At 64.1% G+C, this 21,375-nt stretch carries 16 protein-coding genes; 5 read left to right on the forward strand and 11 right to left on the reverse strand.

From position 1 onward, the window contains the following. Positions 1 to 3: 3 nt before the first annotated feature. From hmgA to shc, 8 genes are all read right to left on the reverse strand, one after another. A complete protein-coding gene (gene hmgA / locus GY769_10740) occupies positions 4 to 1,275 on the reverse strand; it encodes a hydroxymethylglutaryl-CoA reductase (NADPH) (protein MCP4202394.1) in 1,272 nt (423 codons plus the stop codon). Positions 1,276 to 1,281: 6 nt separating this feature from the next. Then, entirely contained in the window at positions 1,282 to 2,328 is a 1,047-nt protein-coding gene (locus tag GY769_10745) for a type 2 isopentenyl-diphosphate Delta-isomerase (GenBank protein MCP4202395.1), read from the reverse strand. Then, positions 2,325 to 3,416, reverse strand: a complete 1,092-nt coding sequence (locus GY769_10750) for a polyprenyl synthetase family protein (GenBank protein MCP4202396.1) — start codon at positions 3,414 to 3,416, stop codon at positions 2,325 to 2,327. The genes GY769_10745 and GY769_10750 overlap by 4 nt, the downstream gene beginning before the upstream one ends. A 72-nt stretch (positions 3,417 to 3,488) precedes the next feature. Further along, a complete protein-coding gene (locus tag GY769_10755; GenBank protein MCP4202397.1) occupies positions 3,489 to 4,892 on the reverse strand; it encodes a hypothetical protein in 1,404 nt (467 codons plus the stop codon). Continuing rightward, complete coding sequence (locus tag GY769_10760; GenBank protein MCP4202398.1) at positions 4,889 to 5,671, reverse strand: hypothetical protein; 783 nt, start codon at positions 5,669 to 5,671, stop codon at positions 4,889 to 4,891. Before GY769_10760 ends, GY769_10755 begins: the two co-directional genes overlap by 4 nt. After that, a complete protein-coding gene (locus GY769_10765) occupies positions 5,658 to 6,641 on the reverse strand; it encodes an NAD-dependent epimerase/dehydratase family protein (protein ID MCP4202399.1) in 984 nt (327 codons plus the stop codon). The genes GY769_10760 and GY769_10765 overlap by 14 nt, the downstream gene beginning before the upstream one ends. A 13-nt stretch (positions 6,642 to 6,654) precedes the next feature. Beyond that, entirely contained in the window at positions 6,655 to 7,656 is a 1,002-nt protein-coding gene (gene hpnH / locus GY769_10770; protein ID MCP4202400.1) for an adenosyl-hopene transferase HpnH, read from the reverse strand. 4 nt (positions 7,657 to 7,660) lie between these two features. Continuing rightward, entirely contained in the window at positions 7,661 to 9,628 is a 1,968-nt protein-coding gene (gene shc, locus GY769_10775; protein ID MCP4202401.1) for a squalene--hopene cyclase, read from the reverse strand. Positions 9,629 to 9,840: 212 nt separating this feature from the next. On the opposite strand from shc, the gene GY769_10780 reads away from it, so the two are divergent. Together GY769_10780 and GY769_10785 are read left to right on the forward strand one after the other, a co-directional pair. Continuing rightward, a complete protein-coding gene (locus GY769_10780) occupies positions 9,841 to 10,704 on the forward strand; it encodes a hypothetical protein (GenBank protein ID MCP4202402.1) in 864 nt (287 codons plus the stop codon). A gap of 31 nt (positions 10,705 to 10,735) precedes the next feature. Continuing rightward, complete coding sequence (locus tag GY769_10785) at positions 10,736 to 11,716, forward strand: pyridoxal-phosphate dependent enzyme (GenBank protein MCP4202403.1); 981 nt, start codon at positions 10,736 to 10,738, stop codon at positions 11,714 to 11,716. A gap of 511 nt (positions 11,717 to 12,227) precedes the next feature. Here GY769_10785 and GY769_10790 read toward each other — a convergent pair. Then, entirely contained in the window at positions 12,228 to 13,880 is a 1,653-nt protein-coding gene (locus GY769_10790) for an MBL fold metallo-hydrolase (protein MCP4202404.1), read from the reverse strand. A gap of 101 nt (positions 13,881 to 13,981) precedes the next feature. Here GY769_10790 and GY769_10795 point away from each other — a divergent pair, with 101 nt between their 5' ends. Together GY769_10795 and GY769_10800 are read left to right on the forward strand one after the other, a co-directional pair. Continuing rightward, positions 13,982 to 15,133 (forward strand): pyridoxal phosphate-dependent aminotransferase, encoded by a 1,152-nt coding sequence (locus tag GY769_10795; GenBank protein ID MCP4202405.1) that lies wholly within the window; start codon positions 13,982 to 13,984, stop codon positions 15,131 to 15,133. Between the two features lie 21 nt (positions 15,134 to 15,154). Then, positions 15,155 to 15,523: a hypothetical protein gene (locus tag GY769_10800; protein ID MCP4202406.1), complete on the forward strand. Its 369-nt coding sequence runs from the start codon at positions 15,155 to 15,157 to the stop codon at positions 15,521 to 15,523. Between the two features lie 3 nt (positions 15,524 to 15,526). Here the strand turns inward: GY769_10800 and GY769_10805 are convergent, their stop codons facing one another. Beyond that, positions 15,527 to 16,147, reverse strand: a complete 621-nt coding sequence (locus GY769_10805) for a YceI family protein (GenBank protein MCP4202407.1) — start codon at positions 16,145 to 16,147, stop codon at positions 15,527 to 15,529. A 207-nt stretch (positions 16,148 to 16,354) separates the two neighbouring features. Here GY769_10805 and GY769_10810 point away from each other — a divergent pair, with 207 nt between their 5' ends. Next, a complete protein-coding gene (locus GY769_10810) occupies positions 16,355 to 20,311 on the forward strand; it encodes a hypothetical protein (protein ID MCP4202408.1) in 3,957 nt (1,318 codons plus the stop codon). A 238-nt stretch (positions 20,312 to 20,549) separates the two neighbouring features. Here the strand turns inward: GY769_10810 and GY769_10815 are convergent, their stop codons facing one another. Beyond that, positions 20,550 to 21,365 (reverse strand): carbon-nitrogen hydrolase family protein, encoded by an 816-nt coding sequence (locus GY769_10815; protein MCP4202409.1) that lies wholly within the window; start codon positions 21,363 to 21,365, stop codon positions 20,550 to 20,552. Positions 21,366 to 21,375 lie beyond the last annotated feature (10 nt).

Raw genomic sequence — 21,375 nt, forward strand, 5'->3', positions numbered from 1 at the left:
TCGCTATTCCTGAACCCGGCCGCGGCCCAGCTCCTCGTGAGCTCTCGCCAGGTCGCTGGAGGTAAAGGCCGCCAGAAGCGAAAGCTCGCCCGCCAGAACAGTTGCCCCCAGGATCTCCGCCAGCCGCATCACCGCGGCGCCCTTCGCGTCTGACCGTGCGCTGACTCCGAGCAGGGCCAGCGCTTCCGCCTGGGTGTCGAGCGCCGTCCCACCTCCGACGGCACCTAGCGGCAGGTCCGGCATGTAGATCGAAGCGATCACTCCGCCCTCGGCGCGCGCTTCGACCGTGGTCACACCCATCGAGCCCTCGACCACTTGAGCCACGTCCTGTCCGGTCGCAATGAAGAACGCCGCCAGAATATTGGCGAAGTGGGCGTTGTAGCCCATCGAGCCCGCGGCTATCGAGCCCAGGAGATTCTTGCGATACTGGACTTCGACCAAGTCCCGGGCCGACGTCTTGAGATAGCGCTCGAGAACATCATCATCGAGCCCAACCTCGGCCCAGACACGCTTGCCTCGACCCTCGAGGAAGTTGATCGCCGATGGCTTCTTGTCGACACAGAAGTTCCCCGAGAGTGCCAGGCAGGGCAAGCCGGTCTCAGGCTCGATGAGCTCCCGAATCACCCGATCACAGGCGACCGTTGCCATGTTCATTCCCATTGCATCGCCGGTAGCGAAGCGAAAGCGCAGATAGATCGAGCTGCCGAATACCTGAGAGCGGATATCCAACAGCTCGAGATGGTTGCTGGTGGCTTCCGTGACCTCGCGTATGCGGTCTTGGTTCTCATCAACCCAGTCGAGGAACCTACGGGTCGCGTCGATACCGTCGGATCTGAATACCGGAGCTCGGGTCATGCCCACGTCCTCGACGCGTACGACCGCACCCCCAGCCTCACGAATCGCTCGGCAGCCGCGGTTCGTGCTGGCGATGAGCGCGCCCTCGGTCGTAGCCAGCGGTATGTAGAGCTCTTCGTCCGGCGATACGTAGCGACCGCTGACCGATAGGGGACCGGTGATCCCGACCGGAACCTGTGCGGCACCGATGAAGTTCTCACAATGGCGGCTGGCGGCCCGAGCCGCGTCGAGCGCATAGTCGCCGGTTCGCGCGAGCGAGACGCCGCGTTCCTCCTCGAGCGCTCTGCGGCGAATGCGCGCCGCATGTCGTGCCGGCAGATCGGCGGGTAGCTCATGTAGCTGCCGCTTGCCGGAAACCAGCTCGCTCACGAGCCGTTCGGTGACTCTCTGGTCTTCGTCGCTGCGTTCAGATTCACTCATTGCGAGCTACTCCGTCGCTCCGCGTCCCGCGCCGATCGAGTGGAGCCTCGTGTGCTGAAGGGCGGCCACCGAAGCCGCACCGACGCAAAACATCGCGATCCTGAGCTCGCGCACCACCCGCGCCGCGCTTTCGGCGGCCTTCTCGGAGGACTCGTTCGCGCTCTCGAGGAACACTTGTGCCATCCCCACGATGTCGGCACCCAGGGCGATCGCCTTAGCTGCGTCGAGGCCGTTGCGCACCCCTCCGCTGCCAATGATCGTAAGCCCACCAAGACCCCGGAGCTCCCTAATGGACCGCGGCGTCGCTACGCCCCAGCCGGCGAAGATCTCGCCCAGCTCGGCATCGTTGGCGCGGCTGGCTTCGATACGCGCCCAGCTGGTACCACCGAGACCGGCCGTATCGAGGATCTCCACCCCGGCTTCCTTGAGCCGGCGAGCCGTCTCTATCGACAGACCACAGCCGATCTCCTTGACCAGCACCGGAACCTCCAGCTCCTCCGCGATGCGTCCGATCTTCTCGATCAGACCGGAAAAATCCGTCTGGCCCTCGGGCTGTATCGCCTCCTGCAGCGGATTCAAGTGAAGCACCAGGGCGTCGGCTTCGATCATCTCGACCGCGCGTCGGCACTCATCCAGACCGAAGCCGTAGTTGAGCTGAACTGCTCCCAGGTTGGCGAGAATGGGAACATCCGGTGCCGAGGATCGAATCTGAAAGCTCTCTGCTTGAGCGGGGTCCTCGATCGCCTTGCGCTGCGAGCCGACACCGATCGCAATGCCGACCTCTTGCGCTGCAGCCGCGAGGTTGCGGTTGATCCGCGCGGCCTGGCCGGTGCCTCCGGTCATGCAGGAAATGAGAAGCGGCGCCTTGAGCGAATAGCCGAGGAACCGGACCGAAAGATCGATATCGGCCATGTTGATTTCCGGCAGCGCCAGATGGTCGAAGTAGTACCGATCGAAGAAGTGCGCCGATAGCTGCATCCGATCTTCCAGCGCAAGATCGATGTGCTCGGCTTTGCGGTCGCGCTCGAGAGCCTTGGCGGAGGACACGTTCAATGCTCCCGGTCTCTGAGGAAAGCGATGAGGCCGGCGAAGAAGGTTTCCGCGCCCGCGGTCAAATCGACGCCTTTCAGTGCCACGGCCGCCCGCTCGAGTCGACTCTCGATCATCCGCTCGATCTCCGCGCGAGCTCCCGACGCCTCGACCACCTCTCGCGCCGCCGTCAACTGAGGCTCCGTTACGCCACGGTTCCCCAAAGCGGCTTCGAGCAGATCACGTCCCTGGTCGTCCGAGCGCTCGAGCGCCTGCTGAACGAGCACCGTGAACTTGCCCTCGGCGATGTCAGAGTCCACCGACTTGCCGACGGTGTCACTCGCTCCAAAGACGCCAAGCAGATCGTCTTTGAGCTGAAAAGCCTCGCCCAGAGCCTTGCCGTAGTTCGCCAGCCCCTCGAGCGTCTGCCCGGACGCGCCCGCCGCCAGCGCGCCGAGTGCGATCGGCCGCTCGACGCTGTAGCGGCCGCTCTTGAGCCGGAGTACCTTGAGCAAGTCCTCCTTGCTCAGGCTCTCTCGATAGGGAGCGGTCATCTCCAGATACTGGCCCAGGACAACCTCCTGGCACATCGCCGTAAAGCAAGCCGACAGTTCGGGTCTGACCACGTGGGCTTGGGCCTCCAGGAATAGCTCGACAGCGCAGGAATGGGCCAGATCGCCAAGCAGGATGGCCACGGACTCGCCGTGGTGTTGTGAGTCCCCTACCCAGCGTTTTCCCCGATGATCGGCCTCGAACAGGATGTGCGCGGTCGGCCGGCCACGCCGCACATCGGCGCTGTCCATGATGTCGTCGTGAATCAACAAGTAGGTGTGGAGTAGCTCCGTTGACATCGCCAGTGGCAGGACCACCTCCCTGTCGACGCCGCCGCAGCCCTCGTAGGCAAAGAAGACGAGCGCCGGTCTCAGCCTCTTGCCTCCGCGTGCGACGAACTCGCGGAGCCGCGAGGTGAGCTCCGCCACTCCCGACGCCTCAACGAGGTAGTTCTTTTCTTTCCGATCGAGCCAGGCGAGGAGCTCCGGCTCGACCAGCTCCTGAAAACGGGTCAAGGATCCGCTTTGGGCGGTCGAAGAGGGTTTGAGCAGAGTCGTCATGTCACGATCGGTTTGCGAAGCGGCTGGAATCCGTCATCTTATCGAGTGTCGAGCGGTCGGGAGCGCACGGCCTCACTCCGAGTTCCCTTGGGCGAGCTTCGGGACCTGAGAAGCGCCGCGCGCGACCCGAAGCTCAGGACTGGAAAGCAGCGGGCGCAGAGCTGTGGAGAGACTGATTCCGCTTCGAGAGGTGCGGCCGGGCACGTCGGTAAGCAGAAAGCCCGCCGTTGCCTCCCAATGCAGGGCGCCATGGGTCCAACGCAGCTTCCCGCCAGCCAGACGCGCGGCTCTCTCGGTCTTCCTGGCGCCATACATGTAGCCGGGATCCGCCGAACAGATGACTGTAGCCGGGTTCTCCACCAGCTCGAAGCCGCGTGCGATGCGACGGAGCGCGTCGGGGTAGAACTCGTCTTTTGTCGCCTCGAACCACTCGGAATCCGAGAACCAGCCCGGCTCGCCGGATTCGCCTGTGACGGCTCGAAGCCGAGCCGTCACACTCCGGTAGCCGAGAGGATCTCCCGTCCGCGGAAGATAGGCCCACTCACGGCCGCGGTTGCCGATAGTCGCCAAACCACTCGCCGACACGACCCACAACTCCCCTGCCGCCCTGTAGGCGCAGAGCCCCACCCCCTCGACCGAGGTCAGGACTTCCGCCAGGCGTGGCGCGCTCTCGTCATGAGCATAGACTTCGAGGCTCGAGACCAGGCCGTAGGGCGTCAACGCCACATCATTCCTGGTTCGCAAGCGCTTGACTCGCCTGAGACCGACCCTCTGGAAGCGCTTCAAGATTCCCGGGAGGACATTCTTCAAGGGTTCGCCGCCCGCGATTCCATGATCGGAAAACACCACGACTCGAAACTTTTCGCCCGCGGCGCGCGCGGCTTGAATTGCCAGCCCCAGGTTTCGAAACATCTTGTCGAGAGACGAGGGCCCGCGCAGATGAGCGGCCGTGTCCGTGGTCTCTATGTAGGCGAAGAAGTCCTGCCGATCCGAGGCAAGAAACGCATCCAGAGCGCGCAACACCCTGCGCTCGCTCGCTACGACGGGCCGCAGGCTGGCGACGGCGCTCCGGGCCACGCCTTTCTTGCTCCATTCAAAGAAACGCCGCCAGGGAAAGTCGATCCGGAAGTAGCTGATCGCCCCGCCACCTCGGATCGTCTCTTCTTCCCAATCAAAGAACCGTGCTTCGTACCCCGGCGAGATCTCCAGTCCCAGCGAACCCAGCGCCGCTCCCAGAGCCACGGTCGTCGTCGAGGGAAAGGTGCTGATCAAAGGCGCCGGGGGACCCAGCTCATCGAACAGCTCCGGCGCGCCTCCATCCCTATAGAGCGCGTCAACGGCACCGTACGGCACCGCATCCACGAGGAGGAAGAAGGTCCTCTCGGTCGCGCCCCCCTCATTCGACGCACCGAGTCCGGCTCCAGCGAACAGCAGGCCGGAAGCGGCCACCGCGACTGCCCACCCGAAGCGACTCAATCGAGAATCGTAATCAGTGCCTGCTCGAGCCTCTCGGCGCACAATCTCACTCTATCGCTTAGATTCAACAATCCACGGATAGCCGCCGGACGCCTCAGGACGCCTCCGATGACCCGGGCTTTCGAGAGCGAGCCGTCGGACCGCAGTGCCTGGTTGAAATCAAGCGGCAGGTCCTCGGAGGCCGTATCGCTGATGGCGCGCACGACCACGAACGGAATACCGGCCGCGCACGCGGCCGAGACCCATTCCCAGCTTTCCATGTCGGTCGCCGCGGTCCCATTCCCCAAGACATGACGCTGGGCCAGCTCGTGCTTGCGAACCGCCGTCGAAGCGACTCGGTGGCTACTCACCAGGGTCCCCCGCTCGGACCTCGGCAGCCCCGCTGCACGCTCGAACCAAGGCGAGCCGGGAACCGCAATCACCGCGGCCTCCGGGACGCCGCCGTTCGCTCCCGACTCATCGTCCAGCAAGACCCTCTCCGCGACCACCAGATCGCCCGGGGTCAAACCGGCCGAGATCGCTCCCGCTGTGCCAAGGAAGACGATGGCCCTCGGCGACGCCTCGGCGACCAATTCGGAGACACCATTGCGGGCATTGGTGAGGCCGACTCCGGTACAGACCACTTCAACGAGATGGCCCGAGACCCGACCCCGCCATCGCCGAGAACCCTGGACGGCCGGTTCGAGCCCATGGTTTCTGACCAGAGGCCGAACCTCCTCCGGAAGCGCGCTGACAACCGCGATCCACCGATCCCGTTTGTGGTGCCTAGACGTATCCATGTTCCCGAAACCAGCCTACCGCTCGGGCCAGGGCCTCGCGCACGGGAGTCTGCCTGAAGCCCAACTCGGCGACGGCCTTGCCGGAGTCGAAGAACATCTTGTGCCGTGCCAGCCGGGCAGCTTCGAGGGCGACCCGCGGCTCACCGCCGAGCAATCGCGCGCGCGCCGTATCCAAGGCGGCGAAGACAATTGGCACCACATGCGGCAACTTGACCTTGGGTGGCTCGAGTCCGGTCAGATCGGCCAGGATCCCGAAAATCTCTTGAAGAGAGAGATTCGCATGGCCCAGAATGTACTTCTCGCCCACACGTCCTCTCTCGGCCGCAAGAACATGGCCCTCGGCCACGTCCCGTACGTCCACGAGATTGAGTCCGGTCTCGACATAGGCCGGAGTTTTTCGGCGCAGAAAGTCGACGATGATCCGGCCCGTGGGAGTCGGCTTGAGATCCCCTTCGCCGACCGGGGTAGAGGGGTTCACGATGACCACCGGAAGACCGCTTCGAAACGACTCCTCGGCGACTCGCTCCGCCAGAAACTTCGACCTCTTGTAGTGGCCGACCATGTCGTCGAGAGTGACCGGCGTTTCTTCATCGGCAGGCGTACCTTCCGTGCGCAGACCCAAGGCACCAACCGAGCTCGTGTAGACCACCCGCTCGACCCCAGATCGGAGAGCTTCCTCGAACAGGCTCTTCGTTCCATCGACATTGATCCGATACATCTCGCGCGGCTCGCGCGCAAAAAATCGATAGTCGGCGGCGCAATGGTAGAGCTCGACGCAGCCCTCGAGTGCCCCCCGGTAGGAGTCCGGGTCCGTCAGGTCGCCCTCGATCGTCGCTGCGCCGCTCGCCGCCAGATTCCGCCGATCGCTGGAGCGCCTGACAAGACAGACGACTTCCCGGCCTCGAGCCTCCAGGGCCCGCAAGACATGCCCCCCGACGAACCCGGAGGCGCCGGTGAGAAAGGCCTTCACAGGGTGTGTCCCCCTAGCCCAGAACGTTCCAGGCAGCCATCCGAGCCAGATCGACCGGTCTCTTCGGCAGCTCCTTCACCACTGAGGCCTCGAAGCCCGAGTGCATCGCGCAGTTCTGGCACAGGCTGTCTTGCCGCGACTCCCAGTAGTCCCAGTCCGTGCCGGACCAGAACTCATCCCAGGTCTCGTAGTATTTCTTGCCGATGAGATAGCAGGGCCCCTTCCACCCCAGTGGGGTAAAGGTAACCGTGCTCCATGGCGAGCAGTCGTAATCGCGCAGTCCGGCGGCGAACTCGAGAAACATCGGACTCGAGTGCAGCCGGTACGTCTTGGAAAGCTCGAGCACTCGCTTGAACTTGTTTTCCGTATCCTTGCGGGTCATGAAGATATCGCTTTCGACCGACTCATATTGATAGCCAGGCGAGACCATCATGCCGTCGATGCCGATCGATTCCAGCAGCCGACAGACTTCCTCGACCTCCTCGATCTGGGTCTCCTTGAAGATCGTGGTGTTGGTCACCACGTGGTACCCCAGGCTCTTCGACTTCTTGATCATCTCGATGGCCTTGTCGAAGACTCCTTCTCGCGCGCAAACGTAGTCGTGGGTCTCCCGCATGCCGTCCAGGTGAACGTTGATCGATAGGCGCTTGTGGGGCTCGATCTTGCCGAAGACCGTGTCCTCCATCAGCAGGGCATTGGTGCAAAGGTAGATATGGCGCCGCCGAGCGATGATGCCCGCGATTAATTCCGGCAGCTCCGGGTACACCGTCGGCTCTCCGCCGCAGATCGAGACGGCCGGTGCTCCGCACTGGTCCGAAGCCTCGAGACACCGCTCGACCGGCAACCGGTCCTTGAGCTTGCCGGTGTGCCGCTCGGTGGCGCAACCGAGGCAGGCCAGGTTGCAGGTATAGAGCGGTTCGAGCATGAGCACGAACGGATAGCGGCGGTTCCGACGCCAGGCTTGGCGCACCTGGTGCCGGATCATGTCGGTGGTGATGTGAACAGGGAACCTCATACTGTTAGGCGACCCTTTCTCTGGTTCGACCCTCGGCAAGCTCACGAACAAGGCGTGAGCGGTTGCGCCATTCTCCCAAGGCCAGAAGGGGGAAATAGAGCGCGTAGCCGTGGTAGTTAAGGTAGAACACCTTTGGAAAACCGGTACCGGTCCAGGCTCCGTCTCGCCAGCCGCCGTCCTCCAGTTGGCAAGAGACCAGAAAGTCGACACCCCGACGCGCCTCAGCGCAGTTCGCGCCACCGGCCGCCATGAGGCCCATGAGTGCCCAGGCGGTCTGGCTGGCCGTGCTCGGCCCGACGCCCTTCAGAGCCGGGTTGCTGTAGGACTCGGGCAGCTCACCCCAGCCGCCGTCCGGATTCTGCTTGCTGCGCAGCCAGTCGGCCGCACGCCGCGCCCAAGGCCTACTCATGTCCTCTCCCGCCGCGGCCAGCCCCACGAGCGCCAGCCACGTTCCGTAGAGGTAGTTGCAGCCCCAACGGCCGTACCACGAACCGTCGGCCTCCTGCTCCGCCCTGATGAAGCGGACACCGCGCCGGATCGCCGGATCGCCGCGATCGATTCCGAGACCGATCAGGGCTTCGATCACTCGCGACGTGATGTCGGTCGTCGACGGATCGATCATCGCATTGTGATCGGCAAAGGGTATGAAGGTCAGAAACTCCCGATCGCAGCCCTTGTCGAACGAGGCCCACCCACCGTCGCGATTCTGCATCGAGAGGAGCCAGTCCCGAGCCCGGTCCATCGCTCCCTCGACGGCCAAAGACACCTCTCCGGACGCCCTCAGTCCGTTCAGCCCCTTCAAGACCTCGGCGGTATCGTCGCAATCGGGGTAGTTCTCGTTCGAATACTCGAAAAACCAACCGCCGACCGGTCCCGCCGGGTTCTTCTGGCGCCAGTCGCCCGGGCGCCTGACCTCCTTGTCGGCCAGCCACGAGCCGGCCCTCGTGAAGGCCGGATGGTCGGGCGCCAACCCGGAGCCGACCAGAGAAGAGACCGCAAGCGCCGTGTCCCAGACCGGAGACTTGCAGGGCTGGACACGCAGTGTCTCGCCGTCCTCGATCTCGAGCTTCTCGAGCTCTCGAATCTGACTTGCCAGCACCGGATCGTCTTGCGAATAGCCCAAGCTCTCCAGAGCGATGATGGTGTTGACGATCGGCGGAAAGATCGCCGCCAGGCCGTCACTCTCGGGCAAGCGCTCGAGAATCCAGGCCTCGGCACGGTTGATCGCCAGCTGGCGAAAAGGATGGAAGGGTATGAGCTGGCAGAACTTGATGAAGCGATCGATCAGAACGAAAACGAGACCCCAGAGCCTGCCCCGCAGACCGCTAACCGCCGGGTGCTCATGACGCGTGTCATCGACTCTGAGCTCGCCTATGCCGGCGCCCTCGGGCACCTCTCCTGCCGGCTTGAGCGCCCAGATAATCGCGAGCGGCACGACGATCGCGCGAGACCAGGCGGACATCTCGTAGAGGTTGAATGGGAACCACTTCGGTAGCAGCACGAGCTCCGGGGGAACGGCCGGAGCGCGATTCCAGTCGTACTGCCCGAACACCGACAGATAGAGCTTGGTGAACGAGTTACAGGCCTCGAGGCCTCCCGCCTCGAGTATCGCTCGGCGGGCGCGGCTCATCGGCTCCGAGCTCGGGTCGTCGCCCAGGATCTTGAGAACGAAGTAGGCCTTGACGGAAGCGCTGACGTCGGCCGGCCCGCCCGGATACAGGCTCCAGCCCCCCTCCGACCTTTGCGACCGGCGAAGATGCTCTGCCGCCTTGTGCACGCGGGCCTCGTCGGCGCGGCCCAGATACTGCATCGTGAGGATGTACTCCGACTCCAGAATCAGGTCGCCCTCGAGCTCGGCACACCAGTGGCCGTCCGCCGCTTGGCGTTCCAGCAGGCACCCTTGCGCCCTCGTGACCGCCTCTTCCAGGCCCTGCGCGAAGTCCAGGTCTCTCGGTTCTTCGGCTCCAGCCAAGGATGAAAATCTTTCCCCCTCGGGCTCTCGTGGCTTCATCTCTCGATGTCTCGACAACTTTCCCCCGGCTGTCCCCGATTGTCGACCTTTCGCGCCTTTGTGGTGATTCTCCGGTTTTTCGACCCCATCTTGCTCCAAGTACGAGCATAGGTAGGAAACAGATTCGCCGTTCTCGACCCCAATTCCCTGCAAGGACCATACAATGACTCGGGATGAGCGCGCGTCTTGGAGTCCTCCTTTTGTCGCTGCTGCTCTGTGTCCAAGCAGCGGCCGGCGCAACGGTGCTTCAAGACCTGGCCAGAGGCGATGAGGCCTACGCCCGCCGAGCCGAGGGACACACGGGACTCTGGGCGGCCCCGGGACCGATTTCCGAGGCCATCGAGGCCTACGAAAAGGCCCTGCTGGCCGATCCCGACAACCAGCTCGCGCGCACGAAGCTGCTCCGGGCCCTGTTCTTCAAAGGTGACTATGTCGTCAGGGATCGCGACACCAAGCTGCGCATCTTCGAGCGCGGGCAGGCAGTCGGGGAGGATGGCATTACTCGCTTGATCGCCGGCACGAAACTCGACCGCGCGGGTGGCAAGCACCACGACGAGCTCATCGAACACCTGCGAAACGAGCCCCATGCGGCCGGAGTCTACTATTGGTCCGCGATTCACTGGGGGCTCTGGGGAAGGCATCGAGGAAAGATCGCCGCCGCACGCCAGGGAGTTGCTTCCAAAGTGCGCAACTACGCCAGGATCGTCAACTCGGTCGATAGTACCTACGAGAGCGGTGGCGGTCACCGCATGCTGGGTCGCCTGCACGCCGAAGCACCCAAGATCCCCTTTGTCACCGGCTGGGTGAGTCGCGCCCTGGCCATCTCGGAGCTGGAGGCCGCACGGTCGTTCTCCGATGATCCACTGACGCTCCTCTACTACATCGAAGCGTTGTTCGAATACGACACCTCCAGGCACGACGAGGCCATTGATCTCCTGCGCTCGCTGGTGACGAGGGAGCCCGAGCCCGGTGCCGTCGTCGAGCACATGCGAGCGGTGTCGGACGCTCGCGTTCTTCTCGACCGTCTGAGCAAGTGAGAGCCTGACCTGACCCCTCCGTCCGCAGACAATGGCCGTCTCCATCACCGCCGCCGAGGTCTTTCCGCAGATCGAGCTCGCCGCCCAGCGACTCGCGGGATATGCGAACGTCACTCCGATCCATTCCTCTCGCACCCTCGACGAGCTTGTCCGAGGCAGCGTTTTTCTCAAGTGCGAGAACTTCCAACGGGTCGGTGCTTTCAAGTTTCGCGGCGCCTTCAACACGATGTCGCAGCTTTCGAGGGCCGAGCGCGCCGCCGGCGTTCTGACCTACTCCTCGGGTAACCATGCCCAAGGCGTGGCCCTCGCCGGCAAGCTGCTCGACATCCCGACGACCATCGTGATGCCGACCAACGCGCCGAAGGTGAAGCGCGCCGCCACCGAGAGCTACGGCGCCCGCGTGATCGAGTACGACCCGGCAAAGACCACCCGGCGTGAAGTCGCCGAGCAGCTGGCTTCCGAACGGGACTTCACGCTCATACCGCCCTTCGACCACCTACAGATCCTCGCCGGCCAGGGCACCGCCGCTCTCGAGCTCCATCGCCAGGTACCCGAGCTCGACCTGTTCCTGGCACCGGTCGGCGGCGGCGGTCTGATGTCCGGATGCGCCGTAGCCACCAAGGCCGTCGCGCCATCATGCCGGGTGGTGGGCATCGAGCCGGAGGTCGCCGATGACGCCACTCGCTCGTTCAAGACCGGCCGGCTTCACACAGTCAAGAACCCACCGACCATCGCCGACGGCACCCGCACGCAGTCCCTCGGCGAGCACAATTTTCCGCTGTTTCTCGAGTGCGTCGATGACATGGTCACGGTGTCCGAAGAGGCGATCAAGAAAGCCGTGCGGTTCTTGATCCAACGCACCAAGCTCGTGGTTGAGCCCTCCGGTGCCCTCGGCGTCGCGGCGCTGCTCTCCGGAGCCGTCGAGCCCGGCAAGAGAACCGGGGTTCTGATCAGCGGCGGCAACGTGGACCCCGAGGTTCTGGCGGAGATTCTCGGCGTCTCAGTTGAATAGCAGGGAACGGCGCCGGACGGACAGCCGGTTCCGCCCTCGACCAGCGCTCGAGCCTTTCGGCTCATGCGATCCGGCGGACTCTTGGAGAGGTCGGCTCGGGCGATTTGCGCGTCTCCTCGCTACCTTCCGCGAACAGGAGCCGTGTTGCCGAGCGCCCCGCTGCGGTGCGGGCAAATCGCTGCTCCTCACCTCCCCCTCCACTCGCCACGCCGGAGCCTCGCACCGCCTCAAACGGCTCCGCGCCGGCAAGGCCGGAACCGGCTCTTGTGCCGGAAACATGGCTCGATTCAACGGTCCGAGACGGCGTCGGCTGCCGGAGGCTCGCCGACACAAAGCACGCAGAAAAGGCGGCTCGGCGGGTGATTCGCCAGTGGGCTCGCCGCAAAGCGCTCCTAGGATCGAGTCGGAGGTCTCTGACGGTTTGCGCGCAGCGGCGCGCAGGCGAGAGCCCGACCCGTTGGAGGCCTTCTAGCTCGAGCCGGCCACTGGCGAATCGCCCGTCGGGGCGCCATCAACCAGCGTCGGAGGATTCTCGGACTTTCCAGCGCTCGATCGAGCCCAGTCGTTCCAGTCGGATCAAGTGCGCCTCGAGTTGCCGCGCCGCCAGCGGATGGGCCTGCTCGGGCACATCGTCGTAGACGGTCGACAGCAGCTCCTGGGTATCTCTCAGACCCTCGTTCCAGGCCTCGAGGACCTTGCTCTCTCGCCAGAGGCGGTGCCTGAGGTATTCGGTGAGCTTCTCCTTCACCGCAATTGTTGGCGGCCCGTGCGCGGGGAACAGCGTCTTCGCGCCCAGATCGCGCATCCGCTCGAGCGAGGCCAGATAGTCGTCCATATCGCCCTCGGGTGGATCGATCACGATCGTGCCGAATCCAGCGGTCAGATCTCCGCCCAGCAACGACCCCCCACCCTCGTCATGGAACGTGACGTGCCCTTGCGCATGTCCCGGGGTGTGCGAGATCAGGACCGGAAACGGCGGCTCGCCTTCGAGGACTACCCGCTCTCCGTCTCTGAGATCGCGATCGACCCCGATGCCGGCCGAGGACAGTCGCTTTGCCGTCTCGGCATGCGCCGCGACCGGCACACCCAGTTCCGCGCGGAGTCGTTGAACACCGCCGACGTGGTCGGGATGGTGGTGGGTCAACCAGATCGCGGCGACCTTGCGGCCGTCGGTCTTCTCCAGATCGCGAATGGCTTGGATCATTCCATCGATCATCTCCGGGAACGGCGAGCCCGGATCAATCAGTACAGCTTCGCTCCGGCCAAGAATGTAGGCGTTGGTGTAGGCCGCCGGCGGCAGCGTCGGGGTTCTCAGCGGAAACATCAGGACACCGGGCCGGAACTCGATTCTGCGGAACGGTCCGAGGTTGACCTCAAACGGCTCGCGCAGCCTGGCCAGCCCCGTCTCGGACGGACCGTCCTCGGCCATGACTTTCAGGATGTGCAGAATGGGCGGCGCCGTCACCACCTCGCCTGTCTCCCAGCGGCGGATGGCCTCGGCGGGCCGTATCCACTCCCCCGCCACTAGCTCGCCGTCGATCACGCTCGGCTGCGGCTCCCGGTCGGTAGGCCATTCCAGCAGGAAGAACCTATTGTCGAACCGGACCGGCCCGAGCGGCGGCGTCAGCCAGCGGCCGGCATAGACCAGCTCGCCAGCGTCGAGCTGCAGATCGCGCCCCGAGGCATCGCGGAGCTCTGCCCAGACTGCCTCGAAGTTCGCCCCCCGCTCGAGGCTCGCGTGCCTCGAGGTCTCGAACAGTTTGGAGTCGACCGAATCGGCACCACGCGCCAGCAGAATCCCGGTCTCTTCGAAGAGCTCTCGAAGAACGCACGCCATGATCCCGCGGGCGTCGATGGGCTCGAGCTCGATACCGTCAAGGACGTCGGCCGGCATCGCGGCCTCATTCGATGCGCCTTTGATGCCCGCGGGCGCCCCGAGAACTAGGAGATCGGTGTCCGAGCGTGACCGGCCTCCACCCGGAAAGGCGTGAAAGCCGCCCATGAAGGCCAACTTCTTCGAGCGCTCGACCCAGTAGACCTCGACGTCACCGTCCGAGCCGGGAACATGACGCCACAGCACCGCTCCCCCCGAAGCACGCACCTTGGGCCGGGGCGCTTCGAGCCCCAGGCTCAACACCTTCTCGTAGAGACTCACTTCGCTCACGCGCGGTGTTTTAGCACACCGAGCCTCCCGGCACTCTCCGGTTGATACGCTAACCTGCATCTCCGACAGCCGAAGCATCCCGCTCTTCGACGGCCTGAGCCATGCCCCGATATCCGCATATCGCGCCTACCATCGCCGGCATGACCGGCTCGATCTACTCCTCACTCGTGCACCGGCTGCACAGCTTCGAAGGCGAGACCTATCCGTTTCACATCGGCGACACTTGGATGGAACCCGCCGTCGGCACCCGGATGGAAGACCTGACGGTCGCCGACTACCCGGGCATGCATCGCTACGCACCAGTTCAGGGCCGGAGAGACCTGCTCGAGGTCATTGCAGGGCGAACGCTCGAACGCACGGGCGCCGCCGCAGAGGCGAAGGACATTCTGGTGACCGCGGGAGCCACGGGAGCCCTCGGCGCGATCATCGGCGCGATCGCCGAGCCCGGAGACGAGGTCCTGTTGCTGGCGCCTTACTGGCCGCTGATCTCGGGAATCGTGCGCTCGGCGCGAGCCACCGCCGTCGACGTGCCCCTGATCGGAAGTGCCGATTCTCGGGAAACCGCGCTCGAGATCGTCAAGTCGCATCTCACCGATCGAGCGGTCGCCATCTACTGGAACTCGCCCAACAATCCGACCGGACGAGTCATCCCGAAATCCTGGATCGAGGCGTTGGTGGCCTGGGCGATCTCCGAAGACCTTTGGATCCTCGCCGACGAGGTCTACGAGAACTACGTGTTCGACGGCGAGCCCACCTACGCCCGCCCGCTCGCACCCGAGCGCACGTTTTCGATTCACTCCTGCTCCAAGGCGTTCGGCATGGCCGGCAACCGCTGTGGTTACGCCATCGGCCCGGGCGACACCATGTTTCACGTCCGCAAGGTCTCGACCCACACTTTCTACTCGACACCCACCGCCGCCCAGATCGCCGCTCGGCGGGCCTACGCCGGCCCCGGCGACACCTGGGCGGCGGAAGCCTGTGCAAAGTACGCTGAGCTCGGCGTCGCCGCCGCGGCGAGGCTCGGGGTCGAGCCCCCGGAAGGCAGCACGTTCCTGTTTCTCGACGTCGCCGAGTTTCTCGACGGCGAGGGCCTCATGGGTTTTCTATCCAGGTGCGTCGATCGGGGCATCCTCCTGGCCCCCGGACCGAGCTTCGGCCCCTATCCGACCCACGTGCGACTCTGCTACACGGCGACGTCCCCCGAGGTCACCGAGCGTGGTATCGACAGCCTTGCCCGGTTGCTCGATCGGTAGCTTTTCCGTACTGTCGCTGCCATGAGTGACCATGACGGCTCCAAGTTCGCCAATAGACTCGAGAAAAACACCTACCAGAATGACACGCTGGTTCATTTCGGAACCGCCCCATCGCAGAGGGACCCCGAAAGCTGGGTCGGAGTGCCCGAACGGCTCGTCGCTCGCCTGACCAGTCTGGGGATGGCCTACGAGCTCCACCACGTCCAGATGATCGACATCTACGACGACACCACCTTCCGGAGTCAGCAGTGCGAGAAGCTCTACGGCGAGCTCGAGTTTCTGGCCGGAGTGACCAAGGACGCTTTACTGGGCGAGGTCATCAACACCCTCGCAGGCCTTCTCAAACCGGTCCTCGGCAAGCCGCACCATCTCATGGTAAGCGGCAACTGAAAACTAGCTCTCGTCGACGGTTTCCTCTTCCGGCCGGGAGGCCTCGAGCGCGAAGCTGATCTTGACGTCGTTGCCGACGACCAGACCACCGGTGTCCATCACGCGGCTGAACGAGACGCCGTAGTCCTGACGATCGATCGTGAGTCCCCCCTCGATACCGATCCGTAGCGTGCCGCGAGCCGAGATCGGTCCGCCGAAGGTCACCGGCATCTGAATCTCGTTGGTGGTTCCGCGGATCGTGAGATTCCCGGTAACCAGATACTCGCCGTCACCGGCACTCTCGATCTTGGTGCTCTCGAAGGTCAGCTGGCCGTGATTCTCGGCATCGAAGAAGTCGGCGCTGCGCAAATGGCCATCCCTCTGCTCGTGATTGGTGTCGACGCTGTCGGCAACGATTTCGAGCTTCACCGAGGAGTTGACCAGGTCCTCTTCGTCGATCATCAGCTCGCCCGAGAACTCCTTGAACTCGCCCCGAACACTGGTGATCCCGAAGTGCTTGACCGAGAAACCGATGTTGGAATGGCTATTGTCGATGGCATAGGTCTCAGCGGCCTGAACCGCGGGCACGGCAAAGGTGGCCAGAGCGGCCGCCAGGGCCAGGGTCGAAAGGAATCTTGATCGCATCTGGGTCTCCTCAATGAATCGGTGACTGTGATTGAAAACCGCCTTCCTCGGCTGACGAGGGGCCTGCCCCTCCACGCGACGCCGGATGATACAACCTCCAGGCCGCTGCGCTGCGAGTATTGTCATCCCACCCCTACGGACGGTGCGATCCTGCCGCTATGCGTGTCGCGGCTGGCGCATGCACGGTGGTAGCCTTCCCGGAAAACCATGTCCAGCATCCCGCTAGAGGTGGAGAAGCGGAAGCGAGTATCGCCGTGCTGCCGGCTCGCGGCCTGCGCTCAGCTCTTCGCGCTCCTGTTGATACTCGCTGCAACCGAGGCCGGCGCTCAGGTGCCCAACCTCTTGAAAGACCTCAACGGTGTCAACGCGGGGTCTACGCCGTCCTACAAGGTGGAGATGGGCGGAATGCTCTATTTCTCCGCGTTCGAGCCCGATCACGGCCGCGAGCTGTGGCGGTCCGATGGCACTTCGGCGGGCACGAAACTGGTCAAGGATCTCGTCCCGGGACCGGACTGGGGCATTTCCCGTCCGGTCGTCGTCGGTGGCGACAGGCTCCTCTTCTTTCTCTACGAGGTCGATCGCGACTCCTGGGATCTCTGGACCAGCGACGGCACCGCGAGGGGGTCGAAGAAAGTCATCGAGGTTCCTACCGGAGGTCGTGCCCCTTGGCTCCTACCCGCGAGCGGTAGGGTTTTCTTCGGCATCGAGTACAGCGTCCTCGGCGGCCAGCTCTGGACCAGCGACGGCACGGCCGAGGGAACGGAACGGATCGCCGAAGGCTTCGACGGGCTCAACTCCTTCTTTGCCGTTGGAGACCGCATGGTCTTCGTGGCGAACGACCGGGTTCACGGCAATGAGCTCTGGACCACCGACGGCAGCCGGGACGGCACGTTCATGCTCCGGGACATCCGCTCTGGGTCAGAAGGCTCATACCCGCGGTGGGCCGTCGCCCACGAAGGCAGCTTGTATTTCAGTGCCGACGACGGCGTTCACGGAATGGAGCTCTGGACGTCCGACGGCACCAAGAACGGGACATACCTTGTGAAGGACCTCGCTCCCGGACCGGCACCCGCGGAACCCGGGGCCTTCACCGCGCTCAACGGCGAGCTCTATTTCCTGACGCGAGAGCTGCCTCATCTCTGGATCACCGATGGAACAGAAGCCGGCACTCGGGTGGCGGTGAAGATCCCGGGTGCCGATTATCTGTATTGGCCCACCTTGGTCGACGGCCGTCTGTTCTTCACGAGCAACGAGTACGAGCTCTGGACGTCCGACGGCACCCAGGACGGCACGCGGTTCGTTGCATCGGTTGGAGAGGGGTACACGGGTCCGAGAGATCTGACCGAGGCCGGTGGTCGCGTCTTCTTCATCGCCGATGACGGCATCCACGGAGTCGAGCTTTGGTCGTCCGATGGCACGGAATCCGGCACCCGAATGGCCAAGGACATCGGGCCGCCGGGACAAGCGCCGTTCTTCTATTTCAAGTACACCGGCGACTACATCCAAAGCTTCGAGTTCGACGATCGTCTGGTCTTCATCGCCAATGACGGCAGGCGTGGCTACGAGCTCTGGATTTCCAACGGCACCGAGTCCGGGACTTTCGTGCTCAAGGACATCAAGCCGGGGGCCTACGACGCCGAGGTTGGCCTGTTTCTGGAGCTCGACGGGCGCCTCTACTTCAACGCCGACGATGGAGTCCATGGCGACGAGCTATGGAGCACGAACGGCAGCAGAGGTGGCACGGTTCTGGTCAAAGACATCGACTCGAAAGGGACTCTGAGCTCGTCTCCCACCGAGTTCACCGGCATGGAGGGCGTCCTTTACTTCACCGCGGATGACTGCTCGTTCGAGTGCCCCGACCGGGACTATTCCACTGGGAATGATCTGAGTGATCGGGAGCTCTGGCGCAGCGACGGCACTGCCGCGGGCACCTTCAGGGTCAGAGACATCAACCCCGAGGGGCCGTCGTTTCCGACATACCTGGTCGCAGCCGGTTCGGGTCTCTTTTTCTTCGCTTCTGATGGTACGCACGGAAGCGAGCTCTGGACCAGCGACGGGACCCGACGCGGCACTCGCCTGGTTGACGATCTGGAACCGGGGCCCGAAAGCCTGTACGCGCACGACCTCGTGGCGGTTGGCGACCGCGTGTTCTTCAGCGGCTACTCTTCTGAATCCGGCCGCCAGCTCTACGTCAGCGATGGAACCGAGTTGGGAACCCGTTTCGTTTCTCCCCCCGAGGAGTTTCGCTGGCCCGATCGGCTCCACGCGCTCGGCGAGCTGGTTATCTTCCAGGCCGAGGACAGCGTACATGGAGAAGAGCTGTGGGTAAGCGACGGCAGCGACGCCGGGACGCGGCTGCTCAAGGATGCCTGGCCCGGCGAAGCGCCGGGGTACCCGTCGGCGATCGGAAAAGCGAACGGCCGCCTCTTGCTGCACATCCGCGACGAGGTACACGGACGGGAGCTATGGGTCAGCGACGGCACCCCCGAAGGTACCAGGCTGGTCAAGGACATCTGGGAGGGCCCCGAAGACTCCTATCCGGAGTACGCGCTGGGCGCGCTCGACGGCAAACTGTTCTTCTGGGCGGAAGACGGTGTTCACGGCGACGAGATCTGGGCGAGCGACGGCACGGCAGACGGAACCTACCTGGTCAAGGACATCCAGCCCGGTAGCGACAGCTCTATGGGCTACGGCACCGGCGCCGTCCTCGACGGCAGGATCTACTTCGCGGCCGGCGATGGTCGCGGCATCGAGCTCTGGAGCACCGACGGCACCGATGAGGGAACCTATCGGGTCAAGGACATCAACCCCGGGGCGGAGTCCTCGTTTCCGAACGAGTTCCATGAATTCGATGGGCGGGTCTATTTCGCTGCCAATGACGGCGTCCACGGCTCCGAGCTGTGGAGCACTGACGGAACCCGCAGCGGTACCGTTCTGGTCGCCGACCTCGATCCCGGGCACACGCAATCCTGGCCGCAGCAGTTCGAAAGCGTCGACGGGCACCTCTTCTTCACGGCATCGAGCAAGCGGTCGGGCCAGGAGCTCTGGGTCCTTCGAGCCGGCTCCGCGACCGCGGGACTACCGAAGCTCCTCACACTGCCCGATCTCGACGGCCTGGGCGGCGACGAGCTGGCGATCCTGGGCTCGAACCTTGCTGTGCGCGATGCGGCCTCGGGTGTCGCGATTTCTGCTGCGGATTTCGCCCCATCGCACAGATGGGAGGCCGTCGACTTCGAGCTCGCCACAAGCTCTGCCGACGACGAGCCTACCGAGCTCGCGGTGCTCACCCGCCTGCGCAAACAGGTCCAGATCTCCGTGCGCAACGCACTCAACGGTGCGGAGACCTCGAGTATCGAGCTCACGAGCAAGCACCATCCGCTTGACCTGGAAGTCGTCCCGGCCAATGGCGGCGGACCGACTCGAGCCGCCGTGCTGAGCCGGCGCGGCCTTGGCAAACAGGCAAGTGTCCTTATAACCCCCTTCGGAGCTCAATCGTCGGATCCTCTCGAATTTGCCCTGCCGGAAGCCTTCGACGCCGTCGACCTCGAAGTAACCGAGATCCCGAAACCGATACGTGGCCGTGACAAGTGGGGCCTCGTCGTCCTCGGCCGATCGAGTCTGTCTGGCTCCATGCGCCTTCTGACTCTCGACGCCGGGACCGGGCAGACGATCGGCGACGCGACGATCGACGGAAAGCTGGTCCCCATCGATCTCGAGATCGTCCAGGAAGACCCCAAGAAGCCCGAATACGCCAGCGTTCTGGCCCGCAGACGAAAGAACGGCGCTATCCGGATGATCACAGTGAATCTGCTCGACGGCTCAGTGACGCGAATCATCAGATCCCGCAAGAAACGTCTACCGCTGGATCTCGAAATCGCGCCCGGCCCCAGAGACTCGGCCGGCCCAAATGTTTCGATCCTGTGGACGGACAAGAGCGGTACGAAGACCGGCCTCTCGACCCGAAACGCTTTCACGGGAAAACAGATCGGGTCCGTTATCTTCAAGGGCGTCCAACATCCGGAGGACTTCTCGCTGGTTCGACTGCCCGGACGCAAGGTGGCGGCCGCGGTCCTTGGCGAAGCCGAATGCGCTGATCTCCAACTTGCCATCACTCTGCGGGACACAGCCAGCGGCGACCTCGTGGGCTGCTATCCGGCCGACTAGCTCGTTTCAGCCTGAGCTTTTCTCCGACGTCCGTCGCTTGCCACTGCCGAACTCGGACACGAACTTCGAACGACACGAGGTCGAACGCTACAAACGCGGCTGAAGGAAGCGCAGGGTGGGTCTCGGAGGGAGCCTCTCTGTGCTCCCAGAGAGACCTCACCGGCGCGACGCTATCGCCTCGGTCGAGACGGCTTTCGACCGCTACTTCCGTGCCGAAGATCGAAGCCTATAGCAGCCCCTACAGCCGCCGGTGCTCGGCCACCGGCATGGCCCGCCGGACTTCGGCCAGTCTCTCCGGATCCAACTCGGCCACAATGACACCGGGCTCCTCCCCGGCCATCGCGAGCACCTCGCCCCAGGGGTCGATGATCGCCGAGTGGCCCCAAGTCTCGCGCAGGCCTTCGTCGTCATGCTTGCCGCACTGGGCCGCGGCCAGGACGTAGCACTGGTTCTCGACCGCTCGCGCGCGGAGCAGGAGCTCCCAATGGGCCTTGCCGGTGGTCCAGGTGAAGGCCGACGGCACGCAGAGCAGCTCGGCGCCGTCTACGGTGAGCCGCCGGTAGAGCTCGGGAAAGCGCAGGTCGTAGCAGATCGAAAGACCGAGTGCGGCCAGGTCGGTATTCGCAACCACGACTTCCTCGCCCGGCTTGATGGTCGCCGACTCCCGAATGCTGACCTCTTCCGAGAGATCGATGTCGAACAGATGGATCTTTCGATAGATCGCGATCCGTTTGCCTTCGGGGTTGAAAAGAACCGAGGTGTTGTAGCAGCGCTCGGGCTCGTCCGAGCGCTCGTTGAAGGAGCCCAGCAACAAGAACGCTTCACACTCGGCGGCGAGCTTGGCGAACCGCGTGCAGGTCTTACCGTCGAGCGACTCCGCCCGCCGCACCTTTTCCTCATGAGGGCCGAGGAAATTGGTGTTCTCGGGAGTCGCGATGAAGCGGGCTCCCCGCCCGGCAGCCTCTCGAACGAAGGTCTTGGCCTCCTCCCAGTTGCGCTCCTCGTCGGAAGTCGAGGTCAGCTGGACCGCGGCGGCGAGAAACGGAGTATCCATGGAAGCCGAT

The sequence above is a fragment of the bacterium genome, from assembly GCA_024224155.1.
Taxonomy (GTDB): Bacteria; Acidobacteriota; Thermoanaerobaculia; order Multivoradales; family JAHEKO01; genus CALZIK01.